This window comes from Curtobacterium sp. Csp2 (assembly GCF_013347165.1).
In genome coordinates, this window is sequence record NZ_CP054593.1 from 571,041 (window position 1) to 597,385 (window position 26,345).

Annotated in this window: 28 protein-coding genes and 1 tRNA gene; 16 read left to right on the forward strand and 13 right to left on the reverse strand. The window is 72.5% G+C overall.

Annotated elements, in window-relative coordinates:
* Nucleotides 1-26: 26 nt before the first annotated feature.
* Together mshD and HUN59_RS02835 are read right to left on the reverse strand one after the other, a co-directional pair.
* Nucleotides 27-896, reverse strand: coding sequence for a mycothiol synthase (gene mshD, locus HUN59_RS02830; RefSeq protein ID WP_174777436.1), 870 nt, complete (start codon nt 894-896; stop codon nt 27-29).
* Entirely contained in the window at nt 896-1,579 is a 684-nt protein-coding gene (locus tag HUN59_RS02835; RefSeq protein ID WP_058741557.1) for a winged helix-turn-helix domain-containing protein, read from the reverse strand. Before HUN59_RS02835 ends, mshD begins: the two co-directional genes overlap by 1 nt.
* 147 nt (nt 1,580-1,726) lie before the next feature.
* Between HUN59_RS02835 and HUN59_RS02840 the strand changes: the two genes are divergently transcribed.
* From HUN59_RS02840 to ygfZ, 3 genes are all read left to right on the forward strand, one after another.
* A complete protein-coding gene (locus HUN59_RS02840) occupies nt 1,727-2,008 on the forward strand; it encodes a hypothetical protein (protein ID WP_141863002.1) in 282 nt (93 codons plus the stop codon).
* 136 nt (nt 2,009-2,144) lie between these two features.
* Nucleotides 2,145-2,747 carry an FABP family protein gene (locus tag HUN59_RS02845; protein WP_058741555.1) on the forward strand — a complete coding sequence of 201 codons (603 nt, stop codon included), beginning with the start codon at nt 2,145-2,147 and terminating at the stop codon, nt 2,745-2,747.
* The gene (gene ygfZ, locus HUN59_RS02850; protein ID WP_174777437.1) at nt 2,747-3,811 is read left to right on the forward strand and encodes a CAF17-like 4Fe-4S cluster assembly/insertion protein YgfZ; all 1,065 of its coding nucleotides are present in this window, start codon (nt 2,747-2,749) and stop codon (nt 3,809-3,811) included. The genes HUN59_RS02845 and ygfZ overlap by 1 nt, the downstream gene beginning before the upstream one ends.
* A 24-nt stretch (nt 3,812-3,835) precedes the next feature.
* Here the strand turns inward: ygfZ and HUN59_RS02855 are convergent, their stop codons facing one another.
* Nucleotides 3,836-4,609 carry a class I SAM-dependent methyltransferase gene (locus tag HUN59_RS02855; RefSeq protein WP_174777438.1) on the reverse strand — a complete coding sequence of 258 codons (774 nt, stop codon included), beginning with the start codon at nt 4,607-4,609 and terminating at the stop codon, nt 3,836-3,838.
* Between the two features lie 44 nt (nt 4,610-4,653).
* Between HUN59_RS02855 and HUN59_RS02860 the strand changes: the two genes are divergently transcribed.
* Nucleotides 4,654-5,400 carry a phosphoglyceromutase gene (locus HUN59_RS02860; protein ID WP_174777439.1) on the forward strand — a complete coding sequence of 249 codons (747 nt, stop codon included), beginning with the start codon at nt 4,654-4,656 and terminating at the stop codon, nt 5,398-5,400.
* Nucleotides 5,401-5,468: 68 nt separating this feature from the next.
* Here HUN59_RS02860 and HUN59_RS02865 read toward each other — a convergent pair whose 3' ends face one another.
* Complete coding sequence (locus HUN59_RS02865) at nt 5,469-6,014, reverse strand: AAA family ATPase (RefSeq protein ID WP_174777440.1); 546 nt, start codon at nt 6,012-6,014, stop codon at nt 5,469-5,471.
* 31 nt (nt 6,015-6,045) lie between these two features.
* The gene (gene phoU, locus HUN59_RS02870; RefSeq protein WP_058741550.1) at nt 6,046-6,717 is read right to left on the reverse strand and encodes a phosphate signaling complex protein PhoU; all 672 of its coding nucleotides are present in this window, start codon (nt 6,715-6,717) and stop codon (nt 6,046-6,048) included.
* Nucleotides 6,718-6,875: 158 nt separating this feature from the next.
* On the opposite strand from phoU, the gene HUN59_RS02875 reads away from it, so the two are divergent.
* Together HUN59_RS02875 and HUN59_RS02880 are read left to right on the forward strand one after the other, a co-directional pair.
* Nucleotides 6,876-8,042: a sensor histidine kinase gene (locus tag HUN59_RS02875; protein WP_058741549.1), complete on the forward strand. Its 1,167-nt coding sequence runs from the start codon at nt 6,876-6,878 to the stop codon at nt 8,040-8,042.
* Entirely contained in the window at nt 8,039-8,719 is a 681-nt protein-coding gene (locus HUN59_RS02880) for a response regulator transcription factor (protein ID WP_058741548.1), read from the forward strand. Before HUN59_RS02875 ends, HUN59_RS02880 begins: the two co-directional genes overlap by 4 nt.
* Nucleotides 8,720-8,878: 159 nt before the next feature.
* Here HUN59_RS02880 and HUN59_RS02885 read toward each other — a convergent pair whose 3' ends face one another.
* On the reverse strand, nt 8,879-9,484 hold the full coding sequence (locus HUN59_RS02885; protein ID WP_058741547.1) for a hypothetical protein: 606 nt from the start codon (nt 9,482-9,484) through the stop codon (nt 8,879-8,881).
* Between the two features lie 159 nt (nt 9,485-9,643).
* Between HUN59_RS02885 and HUN59_RS02890 the strand changes: the two genes are divergently transcribed.
* From HUN59_RS02890 to rlmB, 4 genes are read left to right on the forward strand one after another with little or no spacing between them, the layout of a single operon-like run.
* On the forward strand, nt 9,644-10,126 hold the full coding sequence (locus HUN59_RS02890; protein WP_017888066.1) for a CarD family transcriptional regulator: 483 nt from the start codon (nt 9,644-9,646) through the stop codon (nt 10,124-10,126).
* A gap of 13 nt (nt 10,127-10,139) precedes the next feature.
* A complete protein-coding gene (gene ispD, locus HUN59_RS02895) occupies nt 10,140-11,342 on the forward strand; it encodes a 2-C-methyl-D-erythritol 4-phosphate cytidylyltransferase (protein WP_174779346.1) in 1,203 nt (400 codons plus the stop codon).
* Between the two features lie 29 nt (nt 11,343-11,371).
* Nucleotides 11,372-12,781 carry a cysteine--tRNA ligase gene (cysS, locus tag HUN59_RS02900; RefSeq protein ID WP_174777441.1) on the forward strand — a complete coding sequence of 470 codons (1,410 nt, stop codon included), beginning with the start codon at nt 11,372-11,374 and terminating at the stop codon, nt 12,779-12,781.
* 28 nt (nt 12,782-12,809) lie between these two features.
* Nucleotides 12,810-13,820, forward strand: a complete 1,011-nt coding sequence (gene rlmB, locus HUN59_RS02905) for a 23S rRNA (guanosine(2251)-2'-O)-methyltransferase RlmB (RefSeq protein WP_174777442.1) — start codon at nt 12,810-12,812, stop codon at nt 13,818-13,820.
* A gap of 270 nt (nt 13,821-14,090) precedes the next feature.
* On the opposite strand, the gene HUN59_RS02910 is transcribed toward rlmB, so the two are convergent.
* Both HUN59_RS02910 and HUN59_RS02915 read right to left on the reverse strand, forming a co-directional pair.
* Nucleotides 14,091-15,401 carry a DUF4032 domain-containing protein gene (locus tag HUN59_RS02910; RefSeq protein ID WP_152999374.1) on the reverse strand — a complete coding sequence of 437 codons (1,311 nt, stop codon included), beginning with the start codon at nt 15,399-15,401 and terminating at the stop codon, nt 14,091-14,093.
* 104 nt (nt 15,402-15,505) lie between these two features.
* Nucleotides 15,506-16,606, reverse strand: coding sequence for an ABC transporter ATP-binding protein (locus HUN59_RS02915; RefSeq protein ID WP_058740485.1), 1,101 nt, complete (start codon nt 16,604-16,606; stop codon nt 15,506-15,508).
* 248 nt (nt 16,607-16,854) lie between these two features.
* Here HUN59_RS02915 and HUN59_RS02920 point away from each other — a divergent pair, with 248 nt between their 5' ends.
* Nucleotides 16,855-17,784 carry a DsbA family protein gene (locus HUN59_RS02920; protein ID WP_174777443.1) on the forward strand — a complete coding sequence of 310 codons (930 nt, stop codon included), beginning with the start codon at nt 16,855-16,857 and terminating at the stop codon, nt 17,782-17,784.
* Between the two features lie 27 nt (nt 17,785-17,811).
* On the opposite strand, the gene ypfJ is transcribed toward HUN59_RS02920, so the two are convergent.
* Complete coding sequence (gene ypfJ, locus HUN59_RS02925; RefSeq protein ID WP_174777444.1) at nt 17,812-18,702, reverse strand: KPN_02809 family neutral zinc metallopeptidase; 891 nt, start codon at nt 18,700-18,702, stop codon at nt 17,812-17,814.
* Between the two features lie 60 nt (nt 18,703-18,762).
* On the opposite strand from ypfJ, the gene HUN59_RS02930 reads away from it, so the two are divergent.
* Nucleotides 18,763-19,707 carry a 2-deoxy-5-keto-D-gluconate 6-phosphate aldolase domain-containing protein gene (locus HUN59_RS02930; RefSeq protein WP_174777445.1) on the forward strand — a complete coding sequence of 315 codons (945 nt, stop codon included), beginning with the start codon at nt 18,763-18,765 and terminating at the stop codon, nt 19,705-19,707.
* A gap of 30 nt (nt 19,708-19,737) precedes the next feature.
* Here HUN59_RS02930 and HUN59_RS02935 read toward each other — a convergent pair whose 3' ends face one another.
* Nucleotides 19,738-20,544: an NAD(P)H-hydrate epimerase gene (locus tag HUN59_RS02935; protein WP_254629974.1), complete on the reverse strand. Its 807-nt coding sequence runs from the start codon at nt 20,542-20,544 to the stop codon at nt 19,738-19,740.
* Between HUN59_RS02935 and HUN59_RS02940 the strand changes: the two genes are divergently transcribed.
* Nucleotides 20,543-21,352, forward strand: a complete 810-nt coding sequence (locus HUN59_RS02940; RefSeq protein WP_174777446.1) for an alpha/beta fold hydrolase — start codon at nt 20,543-20,545, stop codon at nt 21,350-21,352. The genes HUN59_RS02935 and HUN59_RS02940 overlap by 2 nt on opposite strands.
* A gap of 53 nt (nt 21,353-21,405) precedes the next feature.
* A complete protein-coding gene (locus tag HUN59_RS02945; protein WP_114849466.1) occupies nt 21,406-22,437 on the forward strand; it encodes an aldo/keto reductase in 1,032 nt (343 codons plus the stop codon).
* Between the two features lie 231 nt (nt 22,438-22,668).
* Here HUN59_RS02945 and HUN59_RS02950 read toward each other — a convergent pair whose 3' ends face one another.
* The 3 genes from HUN59_RS02950 to msrB form a co-directional block, all read right to left on the reverse strand.
* Nucleotides 22,669-24,198: a DUF2142 domain-containing protein gene (locus tag HUN59_RS02950; RefSeq protein WP_058740478.1), complete on the reverse strand. Its 1,530-nt coding sequence runs from the start codon at nt 24,196-24,198 to the stop codon at nt 22,669-22,671.
* Nucleotides 24,199-24,247: 49 nt separating this feature from the next.
* Nucleotides 24,248-24,320 (reverse strand) — tRNA-Thr (locus tag HUN59_RS02955).
* A gap of 33 nt (nt 24,321-24,353) precedes the next feature.
* A complete protein-coding gene (gene msrB, locus HUN59_RS02960) occupies nt 24,354-24,755 on the reverse strand; it encodes a peptide-methionine (R)-S-oxide reductase MsrB (protein WP_058740477.1) in 402 nt (133 codons plus the stop codon).
* A gap of 62 nt (nt 24,756-24,817) precedes the next feature.
* Between msrB and HUN59_RS02965 the strand changes: the two genes are divergently transcribed.
* Both HUN59_RS02965 and HUN59_RS02970 read left to right on the forward strand, forming a co-directional pair.
* A complete protein-coding gene (locus HUN59_RS02965; RefSeq protein ID WP_083519738.1) occupies nt 24,818-25,285 on the forward strand; it encodes a GNAT family N-acetyltransferase in 468 nt (155 codons plus the stop codon).
* Complete coding sequence (locus HUN59_RS02970) at nt 25,282-26,292, forward strand: DUF2332 family protein (RefSeq protein ID WP_174777447.1); 1,011 nt, start codon at nt 25,282-25,284, stop codon at nt 26,290-26,292. The genes HUN59_RS02965 and HUN59_RS02970 overlap by 4 nt, the downstream gene beginning before the upstream one ends.
* Nucleotides 26,293-26,345 lie beyond the last annotated feature (53 nt).

Below are 26,345 nucleotides of genomic sequence, written 5' to 3' on the forward strand. Positions count from 1 at the left end.
GTCGACCCCTCGCCGACCGCGCCATGTTACCGGCCGGGACCCGCCGCGTACTGGACGTCGACCGCGTGCTGTGCGAAACCCGATCGGCGGTAGAGCGCGAGTGCCGGCTCGTTGTCGCCCTCAACGTAGAGCGCCGCCGCGGACAGTCCTCGGCCGGTCAGGCGCGAGGCACCGGCGCGCATGAGCACACCCCCGATCCCGCGACCCTGCTGGTCGGGACGGACGGCCACGGCGTAGAACTCTCCGAGGTCGCCCTCGACCTTGAGCCAGCACGACCCGACGAGCTCGCCGGCGTCGTCGCGCAGGAGCAGCAGGTCGTCGCCGGAGAACCACGGCTCGGCCTCGCGGGCACGGAGGTCGTCGAGCGTCATCCGCCCCTGCTCCGGGTGGTGCGCGAACGCGGCGGCGTTCAGGGCGAGCCAGGCGGCCTCGTCCTCGGGGTCCCCGGCGCGGAACGCCTCGAGGGTCCAGCCCGTCGGGACCCGGGGGTCGACGGGGTCGTCGGCGATCGGCGCCCGCAGCTGCAGGAGCGTCCGGACGGCGGTCCACCCGTGCCGTCGGGCGAGGGCCCGGGCAGCGGGGTGGTCCCCGTGCGCCCACGCGAGTCGGGGAGCACCAGCCCCGGACGCGCCACCGACGTCGCCGACGTCGCCGACGTCACCGGCGTCACCGGACGCGAGCACCTGTGCGACCAGGGCCGACCCGATCCCGCGACCACGGGCCTCCCGTGCGACCACGAGCTCCAGCTCGCCGTCACGGACCACGGCGACCCCGCGCTCGTCCCCCACGACGTGCGCGCGTCCCGCGCGCACGTCGACCAGCGTCTGGTCGGAGAAGGGCGGGGCCTCACCATCGGCGGCGGACGCCGCGGCCAGGAGCTCGACGACCGCGAGCACTACTGCCCCGCCAGCCGGTCCGCCTCGTCGTCGTAGACGTTGAAGCGGTAGCCGACGTTCCGGACCGTGCCGATCAGGGACTCGAGGTCCCCGAGCTTCGCGCGGAGTCGCCGGACGTGGACGTCGACGGTGCGGGTGCCGCCGAAGTAGTCGTAGCCCCAGACCTCGCTGAGCAGCTGCTCGCGGGTGAACACGCGGGAGGGGTGCGTGGCGAAGAACCGGAGGAGCTCGAACTCCTTGAAGGTCAGGTCGAGCGGCCGGCCCCGGACCTTGGCGGAGTAGCTCGCCTCGTCGATGACGACGCCGGAGGCCTGGATCTTCGAACCTGTTTGGGTCTTGGCGGCGCGCCCCGTGGTGAGCCGGATGCGGGCGTCGACCTCGGCCGGCCCCGCGGTCTCGAGCACGACGTCGTCGACGTTCCACTCGTTGTTCACGGCGGTCAGGCCGCCCTCGGTCACGACGAGGACGATCGGCGTCGTCGACCCGCTCGTGGCGAGGATCTTGCACAGGGCCTTCGCGCTGACCAGGTCGGTGCGGGCGTCCACGAACATCAGGTCGCTCTGCGGGGCGTTGACCAGCTGTGCCGCCTCGGCGGGCACGTGGCGGATCCGGTGGCTCAGGAGACCGAGACTCGGCAGGACGTCGCCGGGCGCGGCTGAGGTGAGTACCAGGAGCTGGGCCACAGGACCTCCAGGGCGTGGGGGAGTCGTGCACACATCCTAGTGATGCTCGCGAAGCCGGCCCCCGTCCGGCCGGACGGCGACCCGGCACCGAGAAACGACGCCGGACGCCCCGACGCCGGACACCGTGCGCCTGCCATGATGGTCCGCGTGAGCGAGACGGACCAGCCCCTCGACCAGCGTCGCCTGCGTCTGACCTCCGTGCTGCCCGTCTGGCTGCTCGCCGTCGTCGGCGCCGTGCTCGTCCTGACGCTCACGCAGAAGGACTCCTTCGCGTGGCTGCTCCTCGTGTTCGTGCTGTGCGTGCTCGTCAGCTTCGTGCTGCAGCTCATCACCGCGACGAAGGACGGCCTGGTCGAGCGGATCAGCATCGCCTCCTCGGGGGCGTTCGTCGTCGTGCTCGTCACCGCCGTGGTGCTCCTGGCGCGCTGAGGTCCACCGCGTAGACTCGCGGCATGGATTCGCTGCTTGCGCTCGAGCTGTTCTACGTGGGGCTCCTCGGCCTCGCGTCGCTCGCGATCGCGTTCATCTCGGTCGTCGTCGTCGTGAAGCTGTTCAAGGGTCAGCGTTGATCGAACTGCCGGAGGGCCTGGCGCCCGAACTCGTCCCGCTGTCGTGGCTCGTGGGCGTCTGGGAGGGCACCGGCGTCGTCGAGTACCCCGTGGGTGACGAGGACGAGCCCCGGAAGTACGAGTTCGGCCAGCGCGTGAGCTTCAGCCACGACGGCCTGCCGTACCTCAACTACTCCTCGACGACGTGGCTGCTCGACGACGAGCACACGCCGCTCGCCGCGGAGATGGGCTACTGGCGGATCGATCGGCCGAACGAACCCGGCGACCGCGGTCCCGCGATGCTCATGGGTGACGGGCCGACCCCGTTCAGCACGGTGGAGAGCGTCGAGACGCTCCGCAACACCACCGACGGCTTCGACGTGGAAGCCGCGATCATCCACCCGACGGGCGTCAACGAGCTCTACGTCGGACGCGTCAAGAAGGGCCGCATCGACCTGGCGACGGACGCCGTGATGCGCTCGCCGAACGCGAAGGACTACTCCGCGGCCACCCGGCTGTACGGCCTGGTCGAGGGCAAGCTGTTCTGGGCCTGGGACATCGCCGCGCTCGGGCAGCAGCTCACGTCGCACGCCTCGGGGCAGCTCGCGAAGGTCGACTGATGGCCGTCTTCGCCGAGCGACCCGGCTTCGTCGCGTCCGACGCCGGTCCCGCCGCGCACTTCGGCAACCCCACGGGCGAGCAGCGTGCGCTGGCCGCGGGCCGTGCCGTCGTCGAGCTCGGCCTCGGCGTCGTCACGGTGACCGGGCCGGACCGGCTGACCTGGCTCAACTCGATCACGTCGCAGCTGATCACCGGGCTCGCGCCCGGCACGTCCACCGAGACGCTCGTGCTCGACCAGTCCGGTCGCGTCGAGCACGCCGCGCGGGTCGTCGACGACGGCGTGACGACGTGGCTCCTCACCGAGCCGGCCGACGCCGCACCGCTGGCCGCCTGGCTCGACAGCATGCGGTTCATGCTCCGCGTCGAGGTCGCGGACCGCTCCGCCGACTTCGTCACGCTCGGGCGCTTCGCCGGGTCGGCGGTCGCCGACCCGGTGGTCGAGTGGGTCGACCCGTGGGCGTCCGTCACGCCCGGTGGGTGGGGCTACGCCGCACTGGAGGCACATCCCGCCTCCGACTGGACCCTCCGCATCGACGTGGTCACCCCAGAGGCCGCTGCCGACACGGCCGCGTCCGACGTCCCCGCCGCGGGGCTCCTCGCGCTCGAGGCCCTGCGCATCGCCGCCTGGCGTCCCTCGCTGTCCGACGTCGACGAGCGGACGATCCCGCACGAGCTCGACTGGCTCCGCTCCGCCGTGCACCTGTCGAAGGGCTGCTACCGCGGGCAGGAGACGGTCGCCAAGGTCCACAACCTCGGCCACCCGCCGCGCCGCGTCGTGATGCTGCACCTCGACGGGTCGGACGGGGTGCTCCCCGCGCCCGGCGACCCCGTGGTGTCCGACGGGAAGGACGTCGGCCGGCTCACCGCGGCGGCGCTGCACCACGAGCTCGGGCCGATCGGGCTCGCGGTCGTCAAGCGCTCCCTGGACCCGGCGGTGACGCTCGAGCTCACGGTCGACGACGTGGTCGTGACCGCCGCGCAGGAGACCATCGTCCCGCCGGGGGCCGGCGCGACGGCGAACGTGCCGCGCCTGCCCCGGCTCGGAGCCGTCCGGCGCGGCTGAGCAGCGGCGGCCTGCGGCCCGGGCTCAGGCGGGGGCGACGGCCGACCAGGGGACGCTGAGCTCGCCGAGGCGCCACCGGGCCACCCCGTGCAGCACCGGCCATCCACGGTCGCGCATGCCCTGCACCGTCGCGATCCACCGTTGGCGGGGACCGTACGTGCCGAGCGGCGCGGCCACCGCCCACGCGCGGTCGAGGTCGAGCAGGAACGCGTGCACCCGCTCCCCGGGGACGTTCCGGTGGATGAGTGCCTTCGGCAGCCGTTCGGCGACGATGCTCGGCACCTCGAGGCCGGCGACCCGCAACGACACCGTGAAGGTGTGCGGCGCGTGCTCGTCGAGGGTGACCCACGACGCGACCCGCCCGACCTCGTTGCACGTGCCCTCGACGAGCGCCCCGCCCGGCTGCAGGCGGTCCTGCATGATCCGCCACGAGTCGACGACCGCCGACTCGTCGTACTGCCGCAGGACGTTGAACGCCCGGATCACTGCCGGGCGGCGGTCTCCCGGCGTCGGGGTCTCGAACCCGCCGAGCCGGAAGGTCACCCCGTCGCGGGTGCCGGCGTTCGCCAGGGCCACGCGTGCGGGCTCGATCTCGATGCCGGTGACCTCGACGTCCGGACGGACCCGGGCCAGTCGGTCGCGGAGCTCGAGCGTCGTGGTGGGCCGGGCGCCGTACCCGACGTCGGCCACGAGCGGGTCGTCCGTCCGCCGCAGGACCGGGAGCGACGCGATCCACCGGTCGACGCGGCGGAGCCGGTTGTACCCGGTGGTGCCGCGCGTGACGTTCCCGATGGGCATGGGACCAGGCTACGGGGCCGACGCCGCTCGGTAGACTCGGGCGCATGACCTCCACGCTCGTCCTGCTCCGTCACGGCAACAGTGACTGGAACCAGAAGAACCTGTTCACCGGTTGGGTCGACGTCCGACTCAGCGAGCTGGGCGAGAAGGAGGCGAAGCGCGCCGGCGAGCTCATCGCCGGGTCCGGCATCGTGCCGGACGTCCTGTACACGTCGCTCCTGACCCGTGCGATCCAGACCGCCGACATCGCCCTGCTCGAGGCCGACCTCGCGTGGCTGCCGGTCAAGCGCGACTGGCGCCTCAACGAGCGGCACTACGGCGACCTGCAGGGCAAGGACAAGGCGCAGACGCTCGAGCAGTACGGCGAGCAGCAGTTCATGGAGTGGCGCCGCTCGTTCGACGTGCCGCCGCCCCCGATCGCCGACGACGCCGAGTGGTCGCAGGCCGGCGACCGCCGCTACGCCGACCTCGGCGACCAGCTGCCCCGGGCCGAGTCGCTCAAGCTGGTGATCGACCGGCTGCTGCCGTACTGGGAGTCCGACATCACGAAGGACCTCGGTGCGGGCAAGACCGTCCTCGTGACGGCCCACGGCAACTCGCTGCGGGCGCTCGTGAAGCACCTCGACGGCATCTCCGACGACGACATCGCCGGCCTGAACATCCCGACGGGCATCCCGCTCGTGTACGAGCTCGACGACGACTTCCGTCCGACGAAGCCCTCGTACTACCTGGACCCCGAGGCCGCCGCAGCCGGCGCCGCCGCGGTCGCCGCCCAGGGCGCCAAGAAGTAAGCAGCCGCATGCAGAACGCCCCGCCGGTCACCGGCGGGGCGTTCGTCGTCCGCGACGGACCGAGCGGGTCAGACGAAGTGCGACGCGATCTCCTGCACGAGTGCCCCGACGTCGTACGGGTGCGCGGTGTCCACCCGGACGACGGGCACCCCGGGCAGCGCGACCGGACCGGCGTCGCCGTGCTCGTCCCAGAACGCCAGGACGTCGTCGAGGTCGCCGTGCACCTCGTGGCGCACCGGTAGGGTTCCCGGGTCGTACCGGTCGCGCAGCCGGACCTCGGCGGTGGCCCGGTCGACGTCGCACCACACCTCGACGGCGCGCGGTGACGCGGCGGCGGCGAGTCCGGCCTCCAGGCGGTCCCGGTCACGCGACGGCAGCCAGACGGCGTCGAGGACGACCCCGTTCTCGACGGCCCGCGCCATGGACCACATCGTGTCCATCGCGATCCCGCCCAGCGGACGCGAGGCGATCATCGGGCCGACGATGTCGGCGAGCGGCTCCTTGATCCGGTCCTTCGACAGGAAGGGACAGCCGAGCACCTCGGCGAGGGCCGCCCCCACCGTGCTCTTGCCCGAACCGGGCATCCCGTTGACGACGATCGCGACCTGAGCCATGCCACGATCCTCCCAGACCGGGAGCGGTGCGTCAGGCAGGGGAGGCCGTCACCGACGCGGCGCCGGCCCAGTCGCCCGTCGCCAGGTACTCCACCTTCTTCGCGATCGAAACCGCGTGGTCCGCGAAGCGCTCGTGGTAGCGCGAGGCGAGCGTGGCGTCCACCGTGTCGATCGGGTTGCCCTTCCAGGTCTCGCCGAGCACGAAGTCGAAGACGCTGGCGTGCAGCTCGTCGACCTGGTCGTCCTCGTCGCGGATCTCGGCGGAGAGCGCGATGTCCTCGGTGGCGAGCAGGCGGGTGAGCTTCTGCGCCATCGCGACGTCGTGGGCCCCCATCTTCTTGAAGGTGGGGCGCAGGCCCTTCGGCACGACCTTCTCCGGGAAGCGCTGGCGGGCGAGCTGGGCGATGTGCTCGGCCATGTCGCCCATGCGCTCGAGCGACGAGCTGACGCGCAGCGCGGTCACGACGACGCGCAGGTCGCGGGCGACGGGAGCCTGGCGGGCGAGGATGTCGATGGCGACCTCGTCGAGGGCGTTCGCGGCGGCGTCGATCTTGGCGTCGTCGGCGATCACCTCCTCCGCGAGGGCGACGTCGGAGTCGCTGAACGCCTGCGTCGCGCGGGTGATCGCGGACTCGACGAGCCCGGCGATCTCGGTCAGACGCTCTTGGACGTCCTGGAGCTCCTGCTGGAAGACTTCGCGCATGGGGGATGTGCCTCTCTGATGCGTACCGGTCGAGTGTCGTCAGGGCAGGTGAACGAACGGTGACCTGCGGCTGAACACCTCGCGCAGCGGACCCGGAAACACCGTCGCCGGGGGTGAACGGCGTCGGAACCGGACGTGTCCGTCCCTACACTGGCGGCATGGACAACGTGTGGCTCGTGCCACTCTCGATGCTCCTCGGTGGGGTGTTCGGCGCGGGGGTCGTGGTGCTCGTCATCACGGCGGAACGCACCGCCCGTGCCGCCGACGTCGCGGAGCGGACCCTGCCGGACGGCGTCGCCGCGGTGATCGCGACGATGCACAATCCGGCGGTCGTGGTCGACCCGTCGAACACCGTCGTCGCGGCCTCGCCGCAGGCGCTCACGGTCGGGCTGGTGGTGCGGCGGAAGCTCGCGCACCGGGAGCTCGTCGAGCTGGTGGACCGGGTGCGTCGGAGCGGCGAGATGGGGTCGGAGGACCTCGAGCTGCCCCGCGGCCGGAGCGGCGAGCTGATCGGCTACCTGAGCTTCCGGGCGGCGCAGCTCGGCAACCGGTACGTCCTCGTCACGGCCGACGACCTCACCGAGAGCCGCCGCATCGACGAGGTCCGACGGGACTTCGTCGCGAACATCTCGCACGAGCTGAAGACCCCGATCGGCGCGATCGGCCTGCTCGCCGAGACCCTGGTCGTCGCCGCGGACGACCCCGAGCACGTGAAGAAGTTCGCCGGGCAGCTGATGACCGAGTCGGAGCGGCTCGGCGCCCTGACGAAGGACATCATCGAGCTCTCGCGCCTGCAGTCCGTGGACACGCTGGAGAACAGCGAGGAGACCTCGATCGACAAGATCGTGCAGGCCGCCGTCGACGCGAACGAGGTCGTCGCGCGCGCCCGGGACATCGACCTGGTCCGTGCGAAGCGCACGAAGCTCCGCGTGATGGGGGACCCGGGGCTGCTGCAGGTCGCGGTGTCGAACCTCATCGCCAACGCCGTGAAGTACTCGCCGGACCACACCCGCGTCGGCGTGGGCGTCCGGTCGGCGAAGGGCTTCGTCGAGATCGCCGTCACCGACCAGGGCGTCGGCATCCCCGAGGCCGACCTCGACCGCGTGTTCGAGCGGTTCTACCGGGTCGACCCGGCGCGCTCCCGGGCGACCGGCGGCACCGGGCTCGGCCTCGCCATCGTCAAGCACGTCGTCGGCAACCACGGCGGCGACGTGCGCGTCTGGTCGCAGCCCGGCAAGGGCTCGACCTTCACGATCCGTCTCCCCGAGGCGGATCCCGACCTCACCACCGCCCTCGAAGAGCAACTGGAAGAGCAGCCATCGTGACCAAGATCCTCATCGTCGACGACGAGCCGGCCCTGAGCGAGCCCCTGGAGTTCCTCCTGCAGCGGGAGGGCTACGAGACCGCCGTCGCGGCGGACGGCGTGACCGCGCTGTCGAAGTTCGACGCGGAGAACCCGGACCTCGTGCTGCTCGACCTCATGCTCCCGGGCCTCAGCGGCACCGAGGTCTGCCGGCAGATCCGCACGCGGTCGAACGTGCCGATCATCATGCTCACCGCGAAGGACTCCGAGGTGGACATCGTCGTCGGGCTCGAGCTCGGCGCGGACGACTACGTGACGAAGCCGTACTCGACGCGGGAGCTGCTCGCCCGGCTCCGGGCGGTGCTGCGGCGTCGGACCGAGGACGACCCGGGCGACAGCGGGATCCTGCAGGTCGGCGGGATCCGGATGGACGTCGAGCGGCACACGGTGTCGGTGGACGGGTCCGAGACGCCGATGCCGCTCAAGGAGTTCGAGCTGCTCGAGCTGCTGCTCCGGAACGCCGGCCGTGTGCTCACCCGCGGGCAGCTCATCGACCGGGTGTGGGGGTCCGACTACTTCGGGGACACCAAGACGCTCGACGTGCACATCAAGCGGATCCGCTCGAAGATCGAGCGCGTGCCGAGCACACCCGAGATCCTCGTCACCGTCCGCGGCCTCGGCTACCGCATCGAGGGCTGAGCCCGACCCGTCGGCCGTTCCTGGTCGCGTCGCCTCGGCGACGCGGCCGGGTCCGGACGGACTGGAGGCCCGGTGCCGGTTCTCGGAACCGGCCCCGGGCCTCCAGTCTGACGCGCCTGGTGCGCTGTCCGGCGCGCGCTCGCTGGAGTGGGCCCTGCGTCAGTTGCCGGAGCTGGTGGCCTCGCCGGTCGGGGTGGCCCCGTCGGTGGACTCGGTGCCGGCGCCCGGCGTCGCGGTGCGCGTGGGGCTCGGCGACGGTGCGAGGCTCTGGTACTCCTCCATCGCGTTGGTCAGCACGGGGACGCTGGCCGAGACGCCCTCGGCGCCGGAGTACGAGAAGTAGGTCTTGACGAGCGAGCCGGGCCGGGCGTCCGCGCCCTCGAAGACGACCGCCTTCGCGCCGGTCTGCTCGGTGCCCTGCGAGTCGCTGCCCTCCTGGGCGCTCGAGCCCTCGCTGCTCGACACCGTCGGGGTGTTCGTGCCGAGGTCGCGGCGGCTGCCGGCGGGGACGACGACCGTCTGGGTGTCGCCGCCGAGCTCGATCGAGAGCGTGATGTCCTCGGACTCGTCGGTGTTGATGACGGTGCCGATGAAGCGTGCGTCCTCGCCGCGGTCGGAGATGAAGAGCGCGTTGCGGATGTCGAGCTTGCCGGTGGTGACGTTCACGCCGTCGGTGATCTGCTTGATCTCCGTCGTGTGCGCCGGCGACATGAACTCGCAGCCGGTGGCGCCGAGCGCGATGGTTGCCGCAACGGCGACGGACACGAGTACCCGAGCTCGCAAGAGATTCCTCCGGAAGATCACGATGGCGGACCGGACGGTCCGGCACCATCCTAGCGATCACCCGGGTGTGGGTCCGCCCCGGCCCCACTACCCGAAACGCCCTTGTGGTAAACTGGGGGTTCTGGGAACGGAGCCTGATACATGCAATTCGAGGTCGGCGAGACCGTCGTCTACCCCCACCACGGGGCGGCAACCATCTCTGAAGTCAAGACTCGCGTCATCAAGGGCGAGGAGAAGGTCTACCTGAAACTCCGCGTCACGCAGGGTGACCTGACGATCGAGGTCCCGGCGGACAACGTCGACCTGGTCGGCGTCCGCGACGTGATCGGCAAGGAAGGACTCGACAAGGTGTTCGAGGTCCTCCGGGCACCGTTCACCGAGGAACCGACCAACTGGTCGCGCCGCTACAAGGCGAACCTCGAGAAGCTCGCCTCCGGTGACGTCATCAAGGTGTCCGAGGTCGTCCGTGACCTCTGGCGCCGCGACCAGGACCGCGGGCTCTCGGCGGGCGAGAAGCGGATGCTGGCCAAGGCGCGCCAGATCCTGATCTCCGAGCTGGCCCTGGCCGAGAAGACCGACGAGGACAAGGCATCGACCGTCCTCGACGAGGTCCTCGCCTCCTAGCGCGACCAGCACCCTGGCGCCACAGCACGACGACACGACCGCCCTGCTCCCCGGACCCCGGGTGAGCAGGGCGGTCGTCGTCGTCGCGGCCGGCTCCGGGACGCGCCTGGGCATCGGTGACGCGAAGGCCTTCGTGCCGGTCGCCGGCGAACTGATGCTGACCCGGGCGGTGCGGACGGTGTTCACCCTGGCCGAGCCGACCTTCGTGGTCGTCGTCGCGCCGACCGCCCGGTTGGACGAGTGCCGGGCGCTCGTCGCGGCCGTCGCGGGTCCCGCCGCTGCCCTGACGAGCGTGGTCGCCGGTGGCGCCGACCGGCACGCGTCCGTGCAGGCCGGGCTCGACGCGCTGCCCGACGGCATCGAGTGGGTGGGCGTGCACGACGCCGCCCGGTGCCTGACCCCGGCGGCGCAGTTCGCCGCCGTGTTCGAGCGCGCGGAGACGACCGGGGACGGGGTCGTCCCGGCGCTGCCCGTGACCGACACCGTCAAGCGGGTCGAGGGCGACCTGGTGGTCGAGACGGTCGACCGGTCCGCGCTCGTCGGTGTCCAGACCCCGCAGGTGTTCCCGCTGCGGGCCCTCCGGGACGCGTACGCGGCGGCGCAGCGGTCCGAGACCGACGACGCCGGGGTGTTCCGTGCGGCGGGCGGTGTGGTCCGCACGGTCCCCGGGCACGCCGACGCGTTCAAGATCACCACCCGCTGGGACCTCGCACGGGCCGAGGCGATCGTCGCGGGCTCGGCGCTGCCGACGGTCCGCATCGGGCTCGGCGTCGACGTGCACGCGTTCGACGACGCATCGCCCTGCCGCGTCGGCCTGCTCGACTTCCCCGGACAGCCCGGACTCTCCGGCCACAGCGACGGGGACGCCGTGGCGCACGCCGTCTGCGACGCGCTGCTCTCCGCCGGCGGGCTCGGGGACATCGGCGGTCGGTTCGGCACCTCCGACCCCCGGTACGCGGGCGCGTCCGGCGACGTGTTCGTCCGCGGGGCCGTCGAACTGCTCGCGGCGGCGGGTCTCGTGCCGACCTCGGTGACGGTGCAGGTGATCGGCAACCGCCCGCGCATCGGGGCACGGCGGACCGAGATGCAGGACGCCCTCGCCGCGGTCGTCGGGGCACCCGTCGCGGTGTCCGGCACGACGACCGACGGGCTCGGGCTGACCGGACGCGGCGAGGGGCTCGCCGCGATCGCGACCGCCGTGGTGCGCCCCGCCTGACCGCCCGTCCGACGTCCTAGGCTGGGCGGGTGACCGTTCGCCTGTACGACTCCCGCGCCGCAGCCGTCGTCGACCTCGTCCCGCTGGTCGACGGACAGGTGAGCATGTACGTCTGCGGTCCGACGGTGCAGTCGTCGCCGCACATCGGGCACCTGCGCTCGGCGCTCGTGTACGACGTCTGGCGCCGGTGGCTGACCTACCGCGGCTACCACGTCACCCTCGTGCGGAACGTCACGGACATCGACGACAAGGTGCTCGACCTGGCTGCGGGCACCGACGAGCCGTGGTTCGCACGGGCGTACCGCGTCGAGCGGGAGTTCACCACGGCGTACGACGCCCTCGGCATCCTGCCGCCGACGTACGAACCCCGTGCGACCGCGAGCGTGCCGCAGATGCACGACATCATCCAGCGGCTCATCGAGCGCGGGCACGCCTACGCCGCCGCGGACGGCTCCGGCGACGTCTACTTCGACACCGGCAGCTGGGCCGACTACGGCGCCCTGACCCGGCAGCGCCGCGAGGACATGGTGGACGCCGCCGACGCCGACCCGCGCGGCAAGCGGGACCCGCGGGACTTCGCGCTCTGGAAGGGCGCGAAGTCCGGCGAGCCGGCGACCGCGACGTGGGACTCCCCGTGGGGCCCGGGTCGGCCAGGGTGGCACATCGAGTGCTCCGCGATGTCCCGCCGGTACCTCGGTCCGGCGTTCGACGTGCACGGCGGCGGGCTCGACCTGCGCTTCCCGCACCACGAGAACGAGCTCGCGCAGTCGACCGCTGCCGGTGACGGCTTCGCGTCGTACTGGCTGCACAACGGACTCGTGACCGTCGACGGGCAGAAGATGTCGAAGTCGCTCGGCAACTCGATCTTCGCCGCGGACTTCCTCGGCGCCGCCCGGCCGGCGGTCGTCCGGTACTTCCTCGGCGCCGCGCACTACCGCTCGTCGATCGACCACCACGAGGGCTCCCTGGCCGAGGCCGAGGCGGCGTACGACCGGATCGCCGGGTTCCTCGACCGTGCCGCCGGCCGCCTGACCGGGCATCACGCGACGACCGCCGCGGGGGTGCCCGACGCCTTCGCCGCGGCCATGGACGACGACCTCTCGGTGCCCCAGGCCCTCGCCGTGCTGCACGACACCGTGCGCGCCGGGAACGCCGCCCTGGACGCCGACGATGCGGAAGCGCTCGGGGTCGCGTACCATCAGGTGGCCGCGATGGTCGAGGTCCTCGGCATCGACCCGCGAGCGGCCCACTGGTCCGGTGGTGGTCAGGACGTCTCGGCCGCACCGCTCGCCGCGCTCGTCGACCGCCTCGTGCAGGAGCGCGCGGACGCCCGTTCCGCACGGGACTTCGCCACGGCGGACCGCGTGCGCGACGACCTCGCAGCCGCGGGGATCACCATCGAGGACACCGCAGCAGGAACACGCTGGAGCATCGCCTGACAACGGCCGTGCCGGACAGGAGAGAGCAATGAAGAACGTCTCGGGGAGCAAGAAGGGCCGGCCCGGCGCCGTCCGCTCCGGCCGCAAGGGCAACAAGCAGGTCGGCTCCGGCGGCCAGGGCGCGCAGGCGCTCGAGGGGCGCAAGCCCACGCCCAAGGCCGAGGACCGGCCGTACCCCCCCGCCGGCAAGCGCAAGGCCGCCAAGGAGCGCTTCGAGGCCGCTCGGGGTCGCCACGGCGCCTCGAGCTCGCCGCAGCAGCGCACCGGCCGCCCGCCGCAGCGGAAGACCGACGACTCGGAGCTCGTGACCGGACGCAACTCCGTGCTCGAGGCCCTGCGCACGAAGACGCCCTCGACGACGCTCTACGTCGCCGCCCGCATCGAGGTCGACGACCGCGTCAAGGAGATCCTGGCGCTGGCGAACCACCGCGGTGTCCCGATCATGGAGATCATGCGGCCGGAGCTCGACCGCATCACCGGGCACGACAGCGTGCACCAGGGCGTCGCGCTCAAGGTGCCGGCGTACGAGTACGCGGTCGCCGAGGACCTGGCCGAGCGTGCGTTCTCCCGCGACCAGGTGCCGCTCATGGTGGCGCTCGACGGCATCACCGACCCACGGAACCTCGGCGCGATCATCCGCTCGACCGCGGCGTTCGGCGGGCACGGCGTCATCGTGCCGCAGCGTCGCTCGGTCGGGGTGACCGCGTCGGCGTGGAAGACCTCCGCCGGTGCCGCCGCACGCACCCCGGTCGCGATGGCACCGAACCTGACGCAGACCCTGAAGTCGCTCAAGTCGATGGGCCTCTTCGTGCTCGGCCTCGACGGTGACGGTGACGTGGAGCTCGACGCCCTCGAGCTCGCCGACCGGCCGATCGTGATCGTCGTCGGGTCCGAGGGCAAGGGCCTGTCGCGCCTGGTCACCGAGACCTGCGACGCGATCGTCTCGATCCCGATCTCGAGCGCCACGGAGTCGCTCAACGCCGGCATCGCCGCGAGCGTCACGCTGTGGGAGGTCGCCCGGCGCCGACGCGCCCAGTGACGAACGAGCGCTGCGCGCACCACCGCAGTGCGCGAGCGCTGTGCGCACCAGCGCGACCACAGGACGCCCGGTGCCGGTCCACGTGACCGGCACCGGGCCTCCTGTCCGTCCGCCCGCCCGTCTCGCGCCGCGAGCGTTCACGACGTGCCGTGTGCGGTCCGCCGAGCGTGCACGAAGTGTCGGCTGCGGGCCGCGAACGTGACAGATCTGGCCCGCTCGCGGAACGCGAGCGGGCCAGGCGCGCCCCGGAAGGCGCGGGACGGTGCAGGGTCAGACGCTCGCGCGCCAGTCCTCGACGTCCTCCTCGTCGGACGCTGCGTCTGCGTCGTCGAGGACCGGGATCGGCAGCGTCATGGACGAGGTCGGCGGGTTGATCAGCAGGCGCTCGTCGCGGCGGTGCCGGAGCACGTCGTTGATGTACGCGGTCGTGGCCTCGGGGAGGGAGACCGAACGCTCCTCCTCCTGGGACATGTACCAGCGGTGCTCGAGCAGCTCGTGGAAGACCTCGGCGGGCTCGAGCCGTCCGCGCAGGTCCCGGGGGATCGAGCGCACGACGGGTTCGAACACGCGCGAGACCCACTCGTGCGCCACCATCTCCTCGTCGAGCCGGTCCCGGCCGTTGCGCGCCCGGTACGCATCGAGGTCGTTGAGCAGCCGCCGTGCCTGGTTCTCGCCCGCGTCCAGCCCGGTCAGGCGGAGCAACCGGCGCTGGTGGTGCCCGGCGTCCACGACCTTGGGCTGGATCCGCACCTGCGAGCCGCCCTCGGTCGTGTGGATCGACAGCTCCTCGATGTCGAAGCCGAGCGCGTTGAGCCGCTCGACCCGGTCGTTGATGCGCCAGCGCTCCTTGATGTCGAACTGCTCGGTGCCGGTGAGCTCCTTCCAGAGCGTCCGGTACTGCGCCACGATGCGGTTCGACACGTCCACGGCGTCGGCGTTCTCGTCGAGGCGCCCGCCGGCCTCGAGGTCGAGCAGCTCGCCCGCGATGTTGACGCGCGCGACCTCGAGGTCGTTCTCGCGCTGCCCGTTCGACAGTCCGCCGGGGTAGAGCTTGCCGGTCTCGGCGTCGACCAGGTAGGCCGCGAACGCGCCGGCGTCACGGCGGAACAGCGTGTTCGAGAGCGAGACGTCGCCCCAGTAGAAGCCGATCACGTGCAGCCTGACGAGCAGCAGGGCGAGGGCGTCGACGAGTCGCGTCGCCGTCTCCGGGCGGAGGGTCTGCGAGTACAGCGCCCGGTACGGCAGCGAGAAGCGCAGGTGCCGGGTGACGAGCACCGGGTGCAGCGGCTCGCCGTGCTCGTCCACGCGGTTCGTGATGACGGCGACCGGGTCCACGCACGGCACGTCCATGCGCTGCAGCGTCTTGAGCATCTCGTACTCCGCGCGGGCGACCTCTTCGCCGGTCTCCTTCACGGCGGCCACGTACCCGCTCAGGTGCACGAAGCGGACGAGGTGCCGCGAGATGCCCTTCGGGAGCGCGACGATGACGTCGTCCGGCCAGTCCTCGAGCGGCAGGTCCCACGGCAGGTCGAGGAGACCGGGGTCGACGGTGGCTGCGGTGATGGACATGGAGTCGGGCACGGTTGGCTCCTGTTGGTACGGGTGGCTCCTGCTGGTACTGGCGGCTGGCAGACGGGAGGCGCGGTGCCAGCTGGCACCGCGCCTCCTGTCCGGCTGTTCCAGCGTCAGGCGCTGACGACGGCCTTGTCGTCGAGACGCTCGCCCGACTCGGTGTCGAAGGCGTGGACGTGGCCCTGCTTCGGCGCGATCACGATCGTGTCACCGATCGAGGGGTGCGAGCGACCGTCGACACGGGCGACGATGTCGGCGCGCTGGCCGTTCACGTCGGCGTGACCGTACAGGTAGCCGTCGGCGCCGAGCTCCTCGACGACGTCGACCGTGACCGGCAGGCCCTCGCCCGAGGTGGAGACGATGACGTCCTCGGGACGGATGCCGACGGTGATCTGCCCGGCGCGCGCGTTCGACAGCGTGTCGCGGTCGATCGCGTGGTTCAGCGTGCCGAACTTGATCCCGCCCTCGACGACGTCGGCCGGGAGCAGGTTCATGGCGGGCGAACCGATGAAGCCGGCGACGAACACGTTGTTCGGCTTCTCGTACAGGTCGCGCGGGGTGCCGACCTGCTGCAGGATGCCGTCCTTGAGCACCGCGATGCGGTCGCCCATGGTCAGCGCCTCGGTCTGGTCGTGCGTGACGTAGACCGTGGTGACGCCGAGGCGACGCTGCAGCGAGGCGATCTGCGTGCGGGTCTGGACGCGGAGCTTGGCGTCGAGGTTCGACAGCGGCTCGTCCATGAGGAACACCTGCGGCTGACGGACGATGGCGCGGCCCATCGCGACGCGCTGACGCTGACCACCGGAGAGCGCCTTCGGCTTGCGGCCGAGGTACTGCTCGAGGTCGAGGAGCTTGGCGGCCTCCTGCACGCGGGTGGCGCGCTCTTCCTTGCCGACGCCGGCGATCTTGAGCGCGAAGCCCATGTTCTCGGCGACGGTCATGTGCGGGTACAGCGCGTAGTTCTGGAAGACCATCGCGATGTCGCGGTCCTTCGGCGGGACGTCGGTGACGTCGCGCTCGCCGATGCGGATCGCACCGGAGTTGACCTCTTCGAGGCCGGCGAGCATGCGCAGCGAGGTCGACTTGCCGCAGCCGGAGGGGCCGACGAGGACGAGGAACTCGCCGTCGGCGATGTCCAGGTCGAGGGAGTCGACCGCGGGGCGGTTGCCTCCGGGGTAGAGACGGGTTGCCTTGTCGTAGGTGACGGACGCCATGAGCGTTCGATCCTTCCTTCACCGGCAGGTACGTGCCGGACGATCCGTTGTGAAGCGGTTGCCCGTTGGGGCCCCGGATGGTCGCCGTCGACCATCGATGCTCATACAACACGAGTTCCCCGCGCAGCGCCAGTGCCCCGGACGACCTGGTTGGCTGGTCCCAGGAAGGACCACTACGATCGGCGGGTCCGTCCGGCGTGCGGGGGAAGCCGTGCGGACACCAGGATCGACGTGAGGACCATCGACGCATGACCAACCGCCCCGAGGGTGACGCACGCGCCGCGCGCAACGAACGACGAGAGGCCGCCAGGCAGCGCGCCCAGCGGATCCGGACGCAGCAGAAGCGCCGGCAGCGCGGGACCCGGCTCGGCCTGCAGATCGGCCTGGGCGTCGTGCTCGTCGCGGCGGCGGCCGTCGTCACGCTGGTGCTCGTCGACTCGACGCAGCCCGCCGGCCCCGGACCCGCGAACATGTCGCAGGGGGGCATCACCATCGGGCAGGACCTGAAGGCCGTGGGGTCGGGTTCGTCCGCTTCCGCGGACGCCTCGCCGTCGGCCGACCCGAGCGCGACCGCGGCGCCGAGCGTGCGCATCACGATGTACGTCGACTACCTCTGCCCGACCTGCGGCCAGTTCGAGAAGGCGAACGGCGACTACATCGCGAGCCTCGCCGAGTCCGGTGCCGCCACGGTCGACATCCACCCGATCGCGACCCTGTCGAACCGGTCGCAGGGCACGAAGTACTCGCTCCGGGCCGCGAACGCCGCCGCGTGCGTGGCGGACCGCTCGCCCGACCAGTTCTACGCCGTGAACCAGGCGCTCTTCGCCCGCCAGCCGGAGCAGGGCACCGCGGGACTCACCGACGCACAGCTCCAGCGCATCGTGACCGGTGTGGACGGGGTCCGGGACGCCGGTGCGATCCGGGACTGCATCGCCGACCAGACCTTCGCGAAGTGGGTCGACGAGCGGACGACCGCGGTGACGGGTGGCGACGTCCCGGGTTCGGACCTGCAGGACTTCCCCGGGACGCCGCTCGTGCTCGTGAACGGCAAGCAGTACGAGCTCACCTCCCCGATCACCAACGACGACTTCCGCACGTTCGTGGTGTCCGCCGCGGGGGCGACCGAGGGCACGCCGACGCCGACGCCGAGCGCGTCGGCCACGCCGTCCGCCGAGTAGCCGCCCGCTCGGACTCGGGGCCCGCTGCTACAGCGCAGACCCCGGCACGCTGAAGGTGTCGCACCGGGTCGCGCCCTGCTCGTACCCGCGCGTGAACCACGCCTGGCGCTGCGCGCTCGACCCGTGCGTGAACGAGTCCGGGTCGACGCTGCCGGTGGCCCGCTCCTGGATGCTGTCGTCGCCGACCGCGCTCGCGGCCGACAGGGCGTCCCGGATCTGGTCGCTCGTGATCGGCTCGAAGAAGGTCTGCCCGTCGGCGTCCTTCGTCGTCGCGGCCGCGCCCACCCAGGCGCCCGCGTAGCAGTCCGCCTGCAGCTCGACGCGGACGCTCCCCGACGACGCTCCGGTGCCGGACCGGTCGATCGCCGCGAACGTGCCCTGCAGCTGCTGCACGTGGTGGCCCCACTCGTGTGCGACGACGTACATCTGCGCGAGCGGTCCGCCGGACGAACCGTAGCGGGACTGCAGGTCGTCGTAGAACGCGGTGTCGAGGTAGATCGAGCGGTCCGGCGGGCAGTAGAACGGCCCCGTCGCGGCGGACGCCTGCCCGCAGCCGGTGCCCGTCGAGCCGTCGAACAGCACGAAGCCCGGGGTGGTGTAGCCCGTGCCGAGGTCGCGGGACTCCCGGCTCCAGTACGCGTCGAGCGACTCCGCGGCGCCCTCCATCCGGCACTCCACGTCGAGGTTCGCGTCGCGGCCGGTCCGGCACTCGGACGCCGCGTCGACGGTGTCGCCCTGCTGCTGGATCTGGGTGGTCCCGTCGCCGCCGAGGAACGGGGTGAGGTCGACGCCCGTGAACTGCGCGACGAGGAACACCACGATCGCGCCGATGCCCACCGCGCCGCCGCCGATCGCCGCCCCGCGACCGCGGCGCTGCACCTTGCCGCCGGACAGCTTGGAGTCGTCGTTGAAGGTCATGCGCCAGAACGTACCCGCTCGCCGGGTCGGCGCGAAGGGACGGCGAGCAACATGGCCGGCATGGCCGACCTCGACGAACAGCACCCCCTCTTCCTCTTCGCGATGGACCAGCGGTCCTCGCTGCTGGAGCACACCTACGGCGACGACTCCGGTGAGCCGGCCGACGAGGCCGACGCCGAGCGGGTCCGCGCCGGCAAGCAGCTCGTCTACCGCGGTGTGCTCGCGGCGCTGGCCGCCGGCGCGTCCCGGGCGCGCACGGGCGTCCTCGTCGACGAGCGCTACGGCGCCGACGTCGCACGGCTGGTCAAGAAGGCCGGGTTGGTGCTCGCGATGCCGGTCGAGCGGTCGGGTCGGGAGTGGTTCGAGCTGGAGTACGGCGACGACTGGGTCGCGCACGTCGACGCGTTCGACCCGGACTTCGTGAAGGTGCTCGTCCGCGACAACCCCGGCTTCGACGCCGACGAGCGCGCCGCGCAGGCCGAGCGGCTCGCGGGGGTGTCCCGAACCCTGCACGACGCCGGGCGGCCGTTCCTCGTCGAGCTCCTCGTCCCCGCGACGGACGAGCAGCAGCAGGACGGCGGGACGGACTACGACCGCGACGTCCGCCCCGGGCTCGTCGTCGAGGTCGTCGGGTACCTGCAGGAGCACGGCGTCGAGCCGGACGTGTGGAAGCTCGAGGGGCTCGACCGCACCGAGGACGCTCGTCGCGTCGTCGAGGCCGTCCGCGCGGGTGGCCGGGACGGCGTGCAGTGCATCGTGCTCGGTCGGGACGCCCCGGAGGAGCAGCTCGACCACTGGCTCCGGACGGCAGCTCCGGTGGACGGGTTCGTCGGGTTCGCGATCGGGCGGAGCAACTGGGAGGACGCGCTCGACGACGTCGTGCACCAGGGCCTCGACCACGAGGGCGCCGAGCGGCTGATCGCGGCGAACTACCGGCACTTCGTCGACACCTGGCTCGAGGCGCGGTCCGACGTGGTCGACGGGGTGGACGCCGGCGGGCACTGATCCGGCGACACCGTCCCGGTCCCGGGCCGGTCAGGTCCGGACGAGGGGCTCCACGGCCGCGAGCTCGTCGCCGATCCGGACGTCGACCAGTTCGATGCGCCCGGCGAGGGTGGCACCGGGACCCCGCAGGAGCCCCGCCTTCACCGCACCGAAGGTCACCGTCACGTCGGCGTGCAGCACGTTGTCGTCGGCCACGCCGCCCGTGTCGACGTCGATGCCGCTCGGCACGTCCACGGCGACGACGTACGGCGCGCGCTGGTCGCGGGCGAGCTCCCGGACCGCGTCGACGACCTCGCGGGCGGGGGAGCGCAGCGCGGTGGCGCCCTGCACCCCGATGCCGAGGACGCCGTCGAGCAGCAGGTCGGTCCGCTCCGCGGCCTCCGTGGTCACCGCCGCGAGTCGCTCGCCGTCCGGCACGACCGCCGCCCGCAGCACGTCGGCAGCGCCGGCGGCCGCGTCCCCGCCACGGGGCGGGGTCGGACCGGCCAGGAGGCGCGCCCCGGCACCCAGCGCGGCTGCCAGGCCCGCCTCGTGCACGCGTCGGCCGACGCGCACGATCGCCACGTGCCTCCCGGCCGTCGCCAGCCGCGCCGCCGCGAACAGGGCGTCACCGCCGTTGTCGCCGCTGCCGGCGAGGACCAGCACCGAACCGGGCCCGTCCTGCGGACGGATCGCGGGGTCGTCGAGCAGGTCGCCCACGATCCGGGCCAGGCCGTCGGCCGCCCGCTGCATGAGGGGCTCGCCCGCCTCGAGGTGCGGCCGCTCCGCCGCCCGGACCTGATCACCGCCGTAGCCGTCCATGTCGACCACCATGCCCCGGTAGCCTGGTCGCGCCATGTCACTCGTCCCCGAAGCGCCCCGACCCCGTGCCGTGATGTCCACGGACGGGCTGAAGCTCGCCACCTACGACTTCGGTGACCCGGACGCCCCCGTCGTCGTCGCGGTGCACGGCTTCGCGTCGAGCGCGGTGCTCAACTGGCACGCCTCCGGCTGGACCCGCGACCTCGTCCGCGCCGGCTACCGGGTCGTCGCGCTCGACCAGCGTGGCCACGGAGCATCGTCGAAGCCGCACGACCCGTCCGCGTACTCGATGGACCTGCTCGTGGCGGACGTCACCGCGGTCATCGACACCTACCTGCTGTCCGACGTCGCGTACCTCGGGTACTCGCTCGGCGCCCGCGTCGGCTGGCACACCGCCGAGCGGATCCCGGACCGCGTGACCCGCGCCGTCTTCGGCGGCATCCCGGACGCCGACCCGATGCGCCGGGTGGCCGTCGACCAGGCGAAGGCGTACATCGCCGACGGGACCCCCATCGAGGACCGCGTGACGAACGGGTACCTGCAGATGGCCTCCGGGGTGGAGGGGAACGACCTGCGGGCCCTCGTCGCGATGGTGGAGGGGATGCGGGACAGCATCGAGCCGACGCCCGAGAACGCACCCGCGCAGCCGATCCTGATGGCCGCGGGCAGCGAGGACGGGATCAAGGACAGCGCGGTGCGGCTCGCGGCGGCGGCGCCGGACGCGGACTTCTTCGAGATCCCGGGACGGAACCACTTCAACGCCCCGACGTCGCGGGTGTTCCGTGAGCGGGCGATCGCGTTCCTCGGCGCTTCCGTGGACGCCGCAGTGTCCGACGGGCGCTGACAGGTACTCGTGGGTCCTCGCTGACGCAGACGCCCGCGCGTAGCGTCCCCGCCATGGACTACAGACTCCTCGGCAACAGCGGGACATCGGTGTCGACGCTGACCCTCGGCACCATGACGTTCGGCAGCGAAGCCGACGAACCCACCTCGCACCAGATCCTCGACACGTTCGTCGCCGCGGGCGGCACGCTCGTCGACACCGCGGACGTGTACTCCGGCAACGAGTCGGAGCGAATCATCGGCCGCTGGCTCGCCGCGCACCCGACCGAGGCGCAGCAGGTCGTCCTCGCCACCAAGGGGCGCTTCCCGCAGGGCGACGGCCCGAACGACCTCGGCCTGTCCCGTCGGCACCTCCGTGTCGCGCTCGACGCCTCGCTCGAGCGGCTCGGTGTCGAGCACATCGACCTGTACCAGATGCACGCGTGGGACGCCCTCACCCCGATCGAGGAGACCTTGCGCTTCCTCGACGACGCCGTCTCCGCGGGCAAGATCGGCACCTACGGCTTCTCGAACTACCTCGGCTACCAGGTGACGAAGGCCGTGTACGAGGCGAAGGCGCACGGGTGGGCTCCGCCGGTCACCCTGCAGCCGCAGTACAACCTGCTCGTCCGCGACATCGAGCACGAGGTCGTCCCCGCATGCCTGGACGCCGGCATCGGCCTGCTGCCGTGGTCGCCCCTGGCCGGCGGCTGGCTCTCCGGCAAGTACCAGCGCGACGAGGCCCCCACCGGCGCGACCCGGCTCGGCGAGAACCCGCAGCGCGGCATGGAGGCGTGGGAGGCGCGGAACGGCGACGAGCGCACGTGGCAGGTCCTCGACGCGGTGTCCGCCGTGGCCGACGCGCACGGGGCCTCGAGGTCGCAGGTCGCCCTGGCCTGGCTGCTCGCCCGTCCGGCGGTGACGAGCGTCATCCTCGGCGCCCGGACGGTCTCGCAGCTCGAGGACAACCTCGGTGCCGCCGACCTCGTGCTGACGGACGACGAGCTCCGGACGCTCACCGACGCGAGCGCCCCGCGGATCGACGACTACCCGTACGGCACGGCGGGCGTGGCGCAGCGCGAGCGTCGCATCACCGGCGGCCGCTGACCCCGGGCGGCTGCCTGCGGGAACGCAGTCGCGGCGGCCGGATCCTGCACATCCGTGCGGGAAGCCGCGAAGAGTCACCGATCTGTGGACACGTCCCCCGTTGTGGTGTCATCCTCGTCACACGGCCGGCTGGTTACCGCGTCGAGCGCCCGGAACGCCCCCTGATCCGCGTTCCACGCGCCGAAGGGCCCGGATGAGCGATCATCCGGGCCCTTCGCCGTGACCGCGGCCTCAGTCGGCTGCGACGTGGTGCGCCGGTACGGCCGGCTGCCCGCCTGCACGGCGCCCGGCGAGCACCGATCCCATGGACGCCGGCGTCGTCACCGCGAGCGCGGCGCCGACCATCGCGAGGCCGACGAGCAGCAGGACGAACGCCAGCACCGTGCCGCCAGGCGGGTGCCAGGCCTGGGCACCGAGGACCTCGCTCCACGGCGCGGAGACCCCGACGGCGTAACGCCGGAGCACCACCGCGAACGCGACGACCTGCCCCACCGCGGCGAGGACCGGCACCACGACGACGAGCGGTCGCAGGGCACGGGTCCGCAGCACGTCCCGGTCGGCGGCGAGCCCGACCACGATCAGCGTCGCGACGAACAGCGGCAGCCCGTACCGCCCCTGCCAGATGATCCCGTAGTCCGCGGCGCCGATGCCCTGCAGCACGGCGGGCACGAGCACCGTCGCGGCGACGAGGAACACGGTGCCGGGCAGCGCGCGACGGCGGACCGCGAGCCCGGCGAACACGACGAGGCCGATCCCCATCGCCCACGCCGTGACGATCCACGCGGGCAGGGTGGTGTCGAACCAGCCGAACACGCCGACCATCTGCTCGCCCCACTTCGGCGTGAGGGCGAGTGTCTTCAGCGTGCCCTCGACGAAGCCGTAGCGCTCCGGCGACGACGGGATGTAGCCAGCGGGGCCGGCGACGAAGGCCGACCAGAGCACGGCCGGCACGAGCAGGACGACCGCGGCGCCCAGGGCGGTGAGCACGGAGCGACGGCGCAGGAGCCGGAGCGCGGCGGGGACGTCGGTCAGCAGGACCCCGACCACCACGACGACGACCATGAGGGGCGACGACGTGCGCATCGACCCCGCGACGACCCCGCAGACCACCAGCAGGGCGAGCCACCAGTGCAGCCGCCGTCCCGCACCGTCGTGGAGCACGAGCCAGGTCACCGCGGCGAGGGCGGCGCACCCGGCGATCTCGACCGAGCTCGGGTTGACGAGCGCCCCGACGTACACGGTCATCGGGGTGACGGCGACGGCCGCCCACGCGGGCAGGGCGTGGCGGTGCCGGAGCGCCGCCCCGACCAGGACCACCACCGCGGCGAGCGCGGAGACGACCAGCGCGGACACGAGCCGCACCGCCAGGTACCCGTGCGCCCCCTCGACCAGGAGTGTGGGCCAGCCGACGAGCAGGTAGTAGCCGGGGAAGTAGTCGCCGACGCCCGTCGAGACCTCGACGTCCCCGGACGCGGTCGAGAACGCGGGCATGCACGTGGCCGGCTTCGCGGCGTCCCGCGCGGCGCACGGCACCGCACCCTGCGGGTCCGTCACGGCCTGCGGCACGCGCACGGTGGTGATCCCCTGCGCGCCGGTGGGCACACCGGTCCACTGTCCGCGGACCGTCGCCGCAGCCTTCGCGAAGTGGTTCGACTCGTCCGGGCCGTTGCCGATCGGTGTCGCGAGCACCCACGCAGCGGTGAGGAGGAAGACACCGACCCAGGCGACCAGGGCGACGAGCAGCAGACGGGGCCGGTTCACCCCACAACTGTACTGAGGCACGGACGACCGAACCGCAGGTGGTGGAGAGGGCCGGCAGCGGGACTCGAACCCGCAACCCCCGTATTACAAGTACGGTGCGCTACCAATTGCGCCATGCCGGCTGACGCGCCCACTCTACCGGGGCGCGTCGGGGGTCACTCCGCGGCCTCGAAGTTCAGCGAGATCGAGTTCATGCAGTAGCGGTCGCCGGTCGGGGTGCCGAAGCCGTCCGGGAAGACGTGCCCCAGGTGGCCCCCGCAGTTCGCGCAGCGGACCTCGGTGCGGACCATGCCGAGGGACTTGTCCTCGATGAGCTGGACGGCCTCGGGGCGCACCGACTCGTAGAACGACGGCCAGCCGCAGCCGGAGTCGAACTTCGTGCCGCTCTTGAACAGCTCCGCTCCGCAGGCCGCACACGTGTAGACGCCGGCGCGCTCCTCGTCGAGCAGCTCACCGGTCCACGGGCGCTCGGTCCCGGCCTGCCGGAGGACGGCGTACTGGTCCGGGGAGAGCTCCTCGCGCCACTGGGCGTCGGACTTGTCGACGTTGTACGTCATGTGTTCCTCCTGCTTCCGGCCGGGTCGACGGGCTGCCCGGCCACCTCAGTAAACTCGCCACGATGTCCGAGCATTCCGTGCGCCACGCCCGCTGGGACCGTCTGACGACGGACGAACTGTACGGCATCGTCGTCCTCCGGAACCGCGTGTTCGCGCTCGAACAGCGGGTCACGGCAGAGGACTTCGACGGCCGCGACCGTCACCCGGACACCGAGCACTGGTGGTTCGGAGCGGACGACGATCCGGTCGGGTACCTCCGGCTCGTCCGCCCGGCCGCGGGGGAGCCGCACCCCGACGGCACCCCAGCACCGGCGTGGGTCGTCGGTCGGGTCGCGACGCACCCGGACCACCGCGGGCAGGGGATCGCCGACCGGCTGGTCGGCGCGGTGCTCGCCGCCCACGGCGACGAGCCGTTCGTGCTGCACGCGCAGGAGTACGTGGCCGGGCTGTACGAGCGGCACGGGTTCGCCCGCTTCGGCACCCCGTACGACGAGGCCGGCATCCGCCACGTCGGCATGTACCGACCGTGACCGGGACACGGGAGCGGTACGCCGCCTACGCGGAGCGCATCGCCCCGGTCTCACCGTCGTACGCGGCCTGGGCACGCTCGGTGGACGACGACCTGGTCGCGCTCCTGGAGGCGGTGCCGGAGCAGCAGCGGCAGCCCGAGCTGGTCTTCGCGGTCGCCCGGCGGCTCGGCGCGGACCCGGCGGACCCCGGTGCGCTGCGCGCGCTCGGCCGGGAGGCACGCCCCACCCTGGTCGCGGCCCTCGCCGCCGCCACGGTGCAGGCCAACGACCCGCGTCGCCTCGGTCCGGTCGTCCCGGTCCTGCAGGCGCTCGCCGCGGCGACCGAGCGGCCGCTGGGGCTCGTCGACGCGGGCGCCGCTGCCGGGCTCTGCTCGATCCCGGACCGCGTGACGCTCGACCACGTGCCCGGTGACGGGGTGCGCGACGAGCGGGTGCGGGTGCACACCGCGGTCGCGGAGCCGTCGATCCTCCTGACGGTCGCCGTCTCCGGTGCCGTGCCCGCGCCGCGTGCCACGCCGATCCGGATCGGTGCACGCGTGGCCCTCGACCCGAACCCGATCGACCTGGCCGAGCCCGGCGCGTTCGACCGCCTGGTCGAGGCCGTCCCGCCCGAGGCGACGGACCGCACCGCCCTGATGGGTGCGGCGGCGCGCGCGACGCTCGCCGTGCCTCCCGTCCGGATCCGGGGCACGCTGCCCGGTGACCTGGACCGCGCACTCGACGCCCTGCCGGACGACTGCGAACCGGTGGTCCTGACGACCGGGACGCTCGTCTACGTGCCCGGCGCGGACCGGCAGCGGGTGGTCGACCGGCTCCGCGAGCGCGGCGTGCGCTGGGTCGCACTCGAACGGACCGGGATCCTGCGCGGCGTGGCCGCCACCCTGCCCGACGACGTCGACCCCCACGACCCGGACGCGTTCGCGACCCTGTCGCTCGACGGCGTCGCGCTCGCGGTGTCCGACCCGTTCGGCGTCCGCATGCGCTGGTTCCGCGCGCCCGGAGCCTGAACGCGGGCTTCGCGACAGTCCAGGCGCGTACCAGGGTCGGCGTGCCCGCCACC

Coding starts and splice junctions, on each gene's coding strand:
- ypfJ (WP_174777444.1), bottom strand. CDS start 18,702: ATGACCTTCAACGACGACTCCAAGCTGTCCGGCGGCAAGGTGCAGCGC.
- HUN59_RS02935 (WP_254629974.1), bottom strand. CDS start 20,544: ATGGCGCGACCAGGCTACCGGGGCATGGTGGTCGACATGGACGGCTAC.
- ygfZ (WP_174777437.1), top strand. CDS start 2,747: ATGGCCGTCTTCGCCGAGCGACCCGGCTTCGTCGCGTCCGACGCCGGT.
- HUN59_RS02945 (WP_114849466.1), top strand. CDS start 21,406: ATGGACTACAGACTCCTCGGCAACAGCGGGACATCGGTGTCGACGCTG.
- rlmB (WP_174777442.1), top strand. CDS start 12,810: ATGAAGAACGTCTCGGGGAGCAAGAAGGGCCGGCCCGGCGCCGTCCGC.
- HUN59_RS02875 (WP_058741549.1), top strand. CDS start 6,876: ATGGACAACGTGTGGCTCGTGCCACTCTCGATGCTCCTCGGTGGGGTG.
- HUN59_RS02865 (WP_174777440.1), bottom strand. CDS start 6,014: ATGGCTCAGGTCGCGATCGTCGTCAACGGGATGCCCGGTTCGGGCAAG.
- phoU (WP_058741550.1), bottom strand. CDS start 6,717: ATGCGCGAAGTCTTCCAGCAGGAGCTCCAGGACGTCCAAGAGCGTCTG.
- msrB (WP_058740477.1), bottom strand. CDS start 24,755: ATGACGTACAACGTCGACAAGTCCGACGCCCAGTGGCGCGAGGAGCTC.
- HUN59_RS02855 (WP_174777438.1), bottom strand. CDS start 4,609: ATGCCCATCGGGAACGTCACGCGCGGCACCACCGGGTACAACCGGCTC.
- HUN59_RS02915 (WP_058740485.1), bottom strand. CDS start 16,606: ATGGCGTCCGTCACCTACGACAAGGCAACCCGTCTCTACCCCGGAGGC.
- HUN59_RS02920 (WP_174777443.1), top strand. CDS start 16,855: ATGACCAACCGCCCCGAGGGTGACGCACGCGCCGCGCGCAACGAACGA.
- HUN59_RS02940 (WP_174777446.1), top strand. CDS start 20,543: ATGTCACTCGTCCCCGAAGCGCCCCGACCCCGTGCCGTGATGTCCACG.
- HUN59_RS02890 (WP_017888066.1), top strand. CDS start 9,644: ATGCAATTCGAGGTCGGCGAGACCGTCGTCTACCCCCACCACGGGGCG.
- HUN59_RS02965 (WP_083519738.1), top strand. CDS start 24,818: ATGTCCGAGCATTCCGTGCGCCACGCCCGCTGGGACCGTCTGACGACG.
- HUN59_RS02860 (WP_174777439.1), top strand. CDS start 4,654: ATGACCTCCACGCTCGTCCTGCTCCGTCACGGCAACAGTGACTGGAAC.
- HUN59_RS02930 (WP_174777445.1), top strand. CDS start 18,763: ATGGCCGACCTCGACGAACAGCACCCCCTCTTCCTCTTCGCGATGGAC.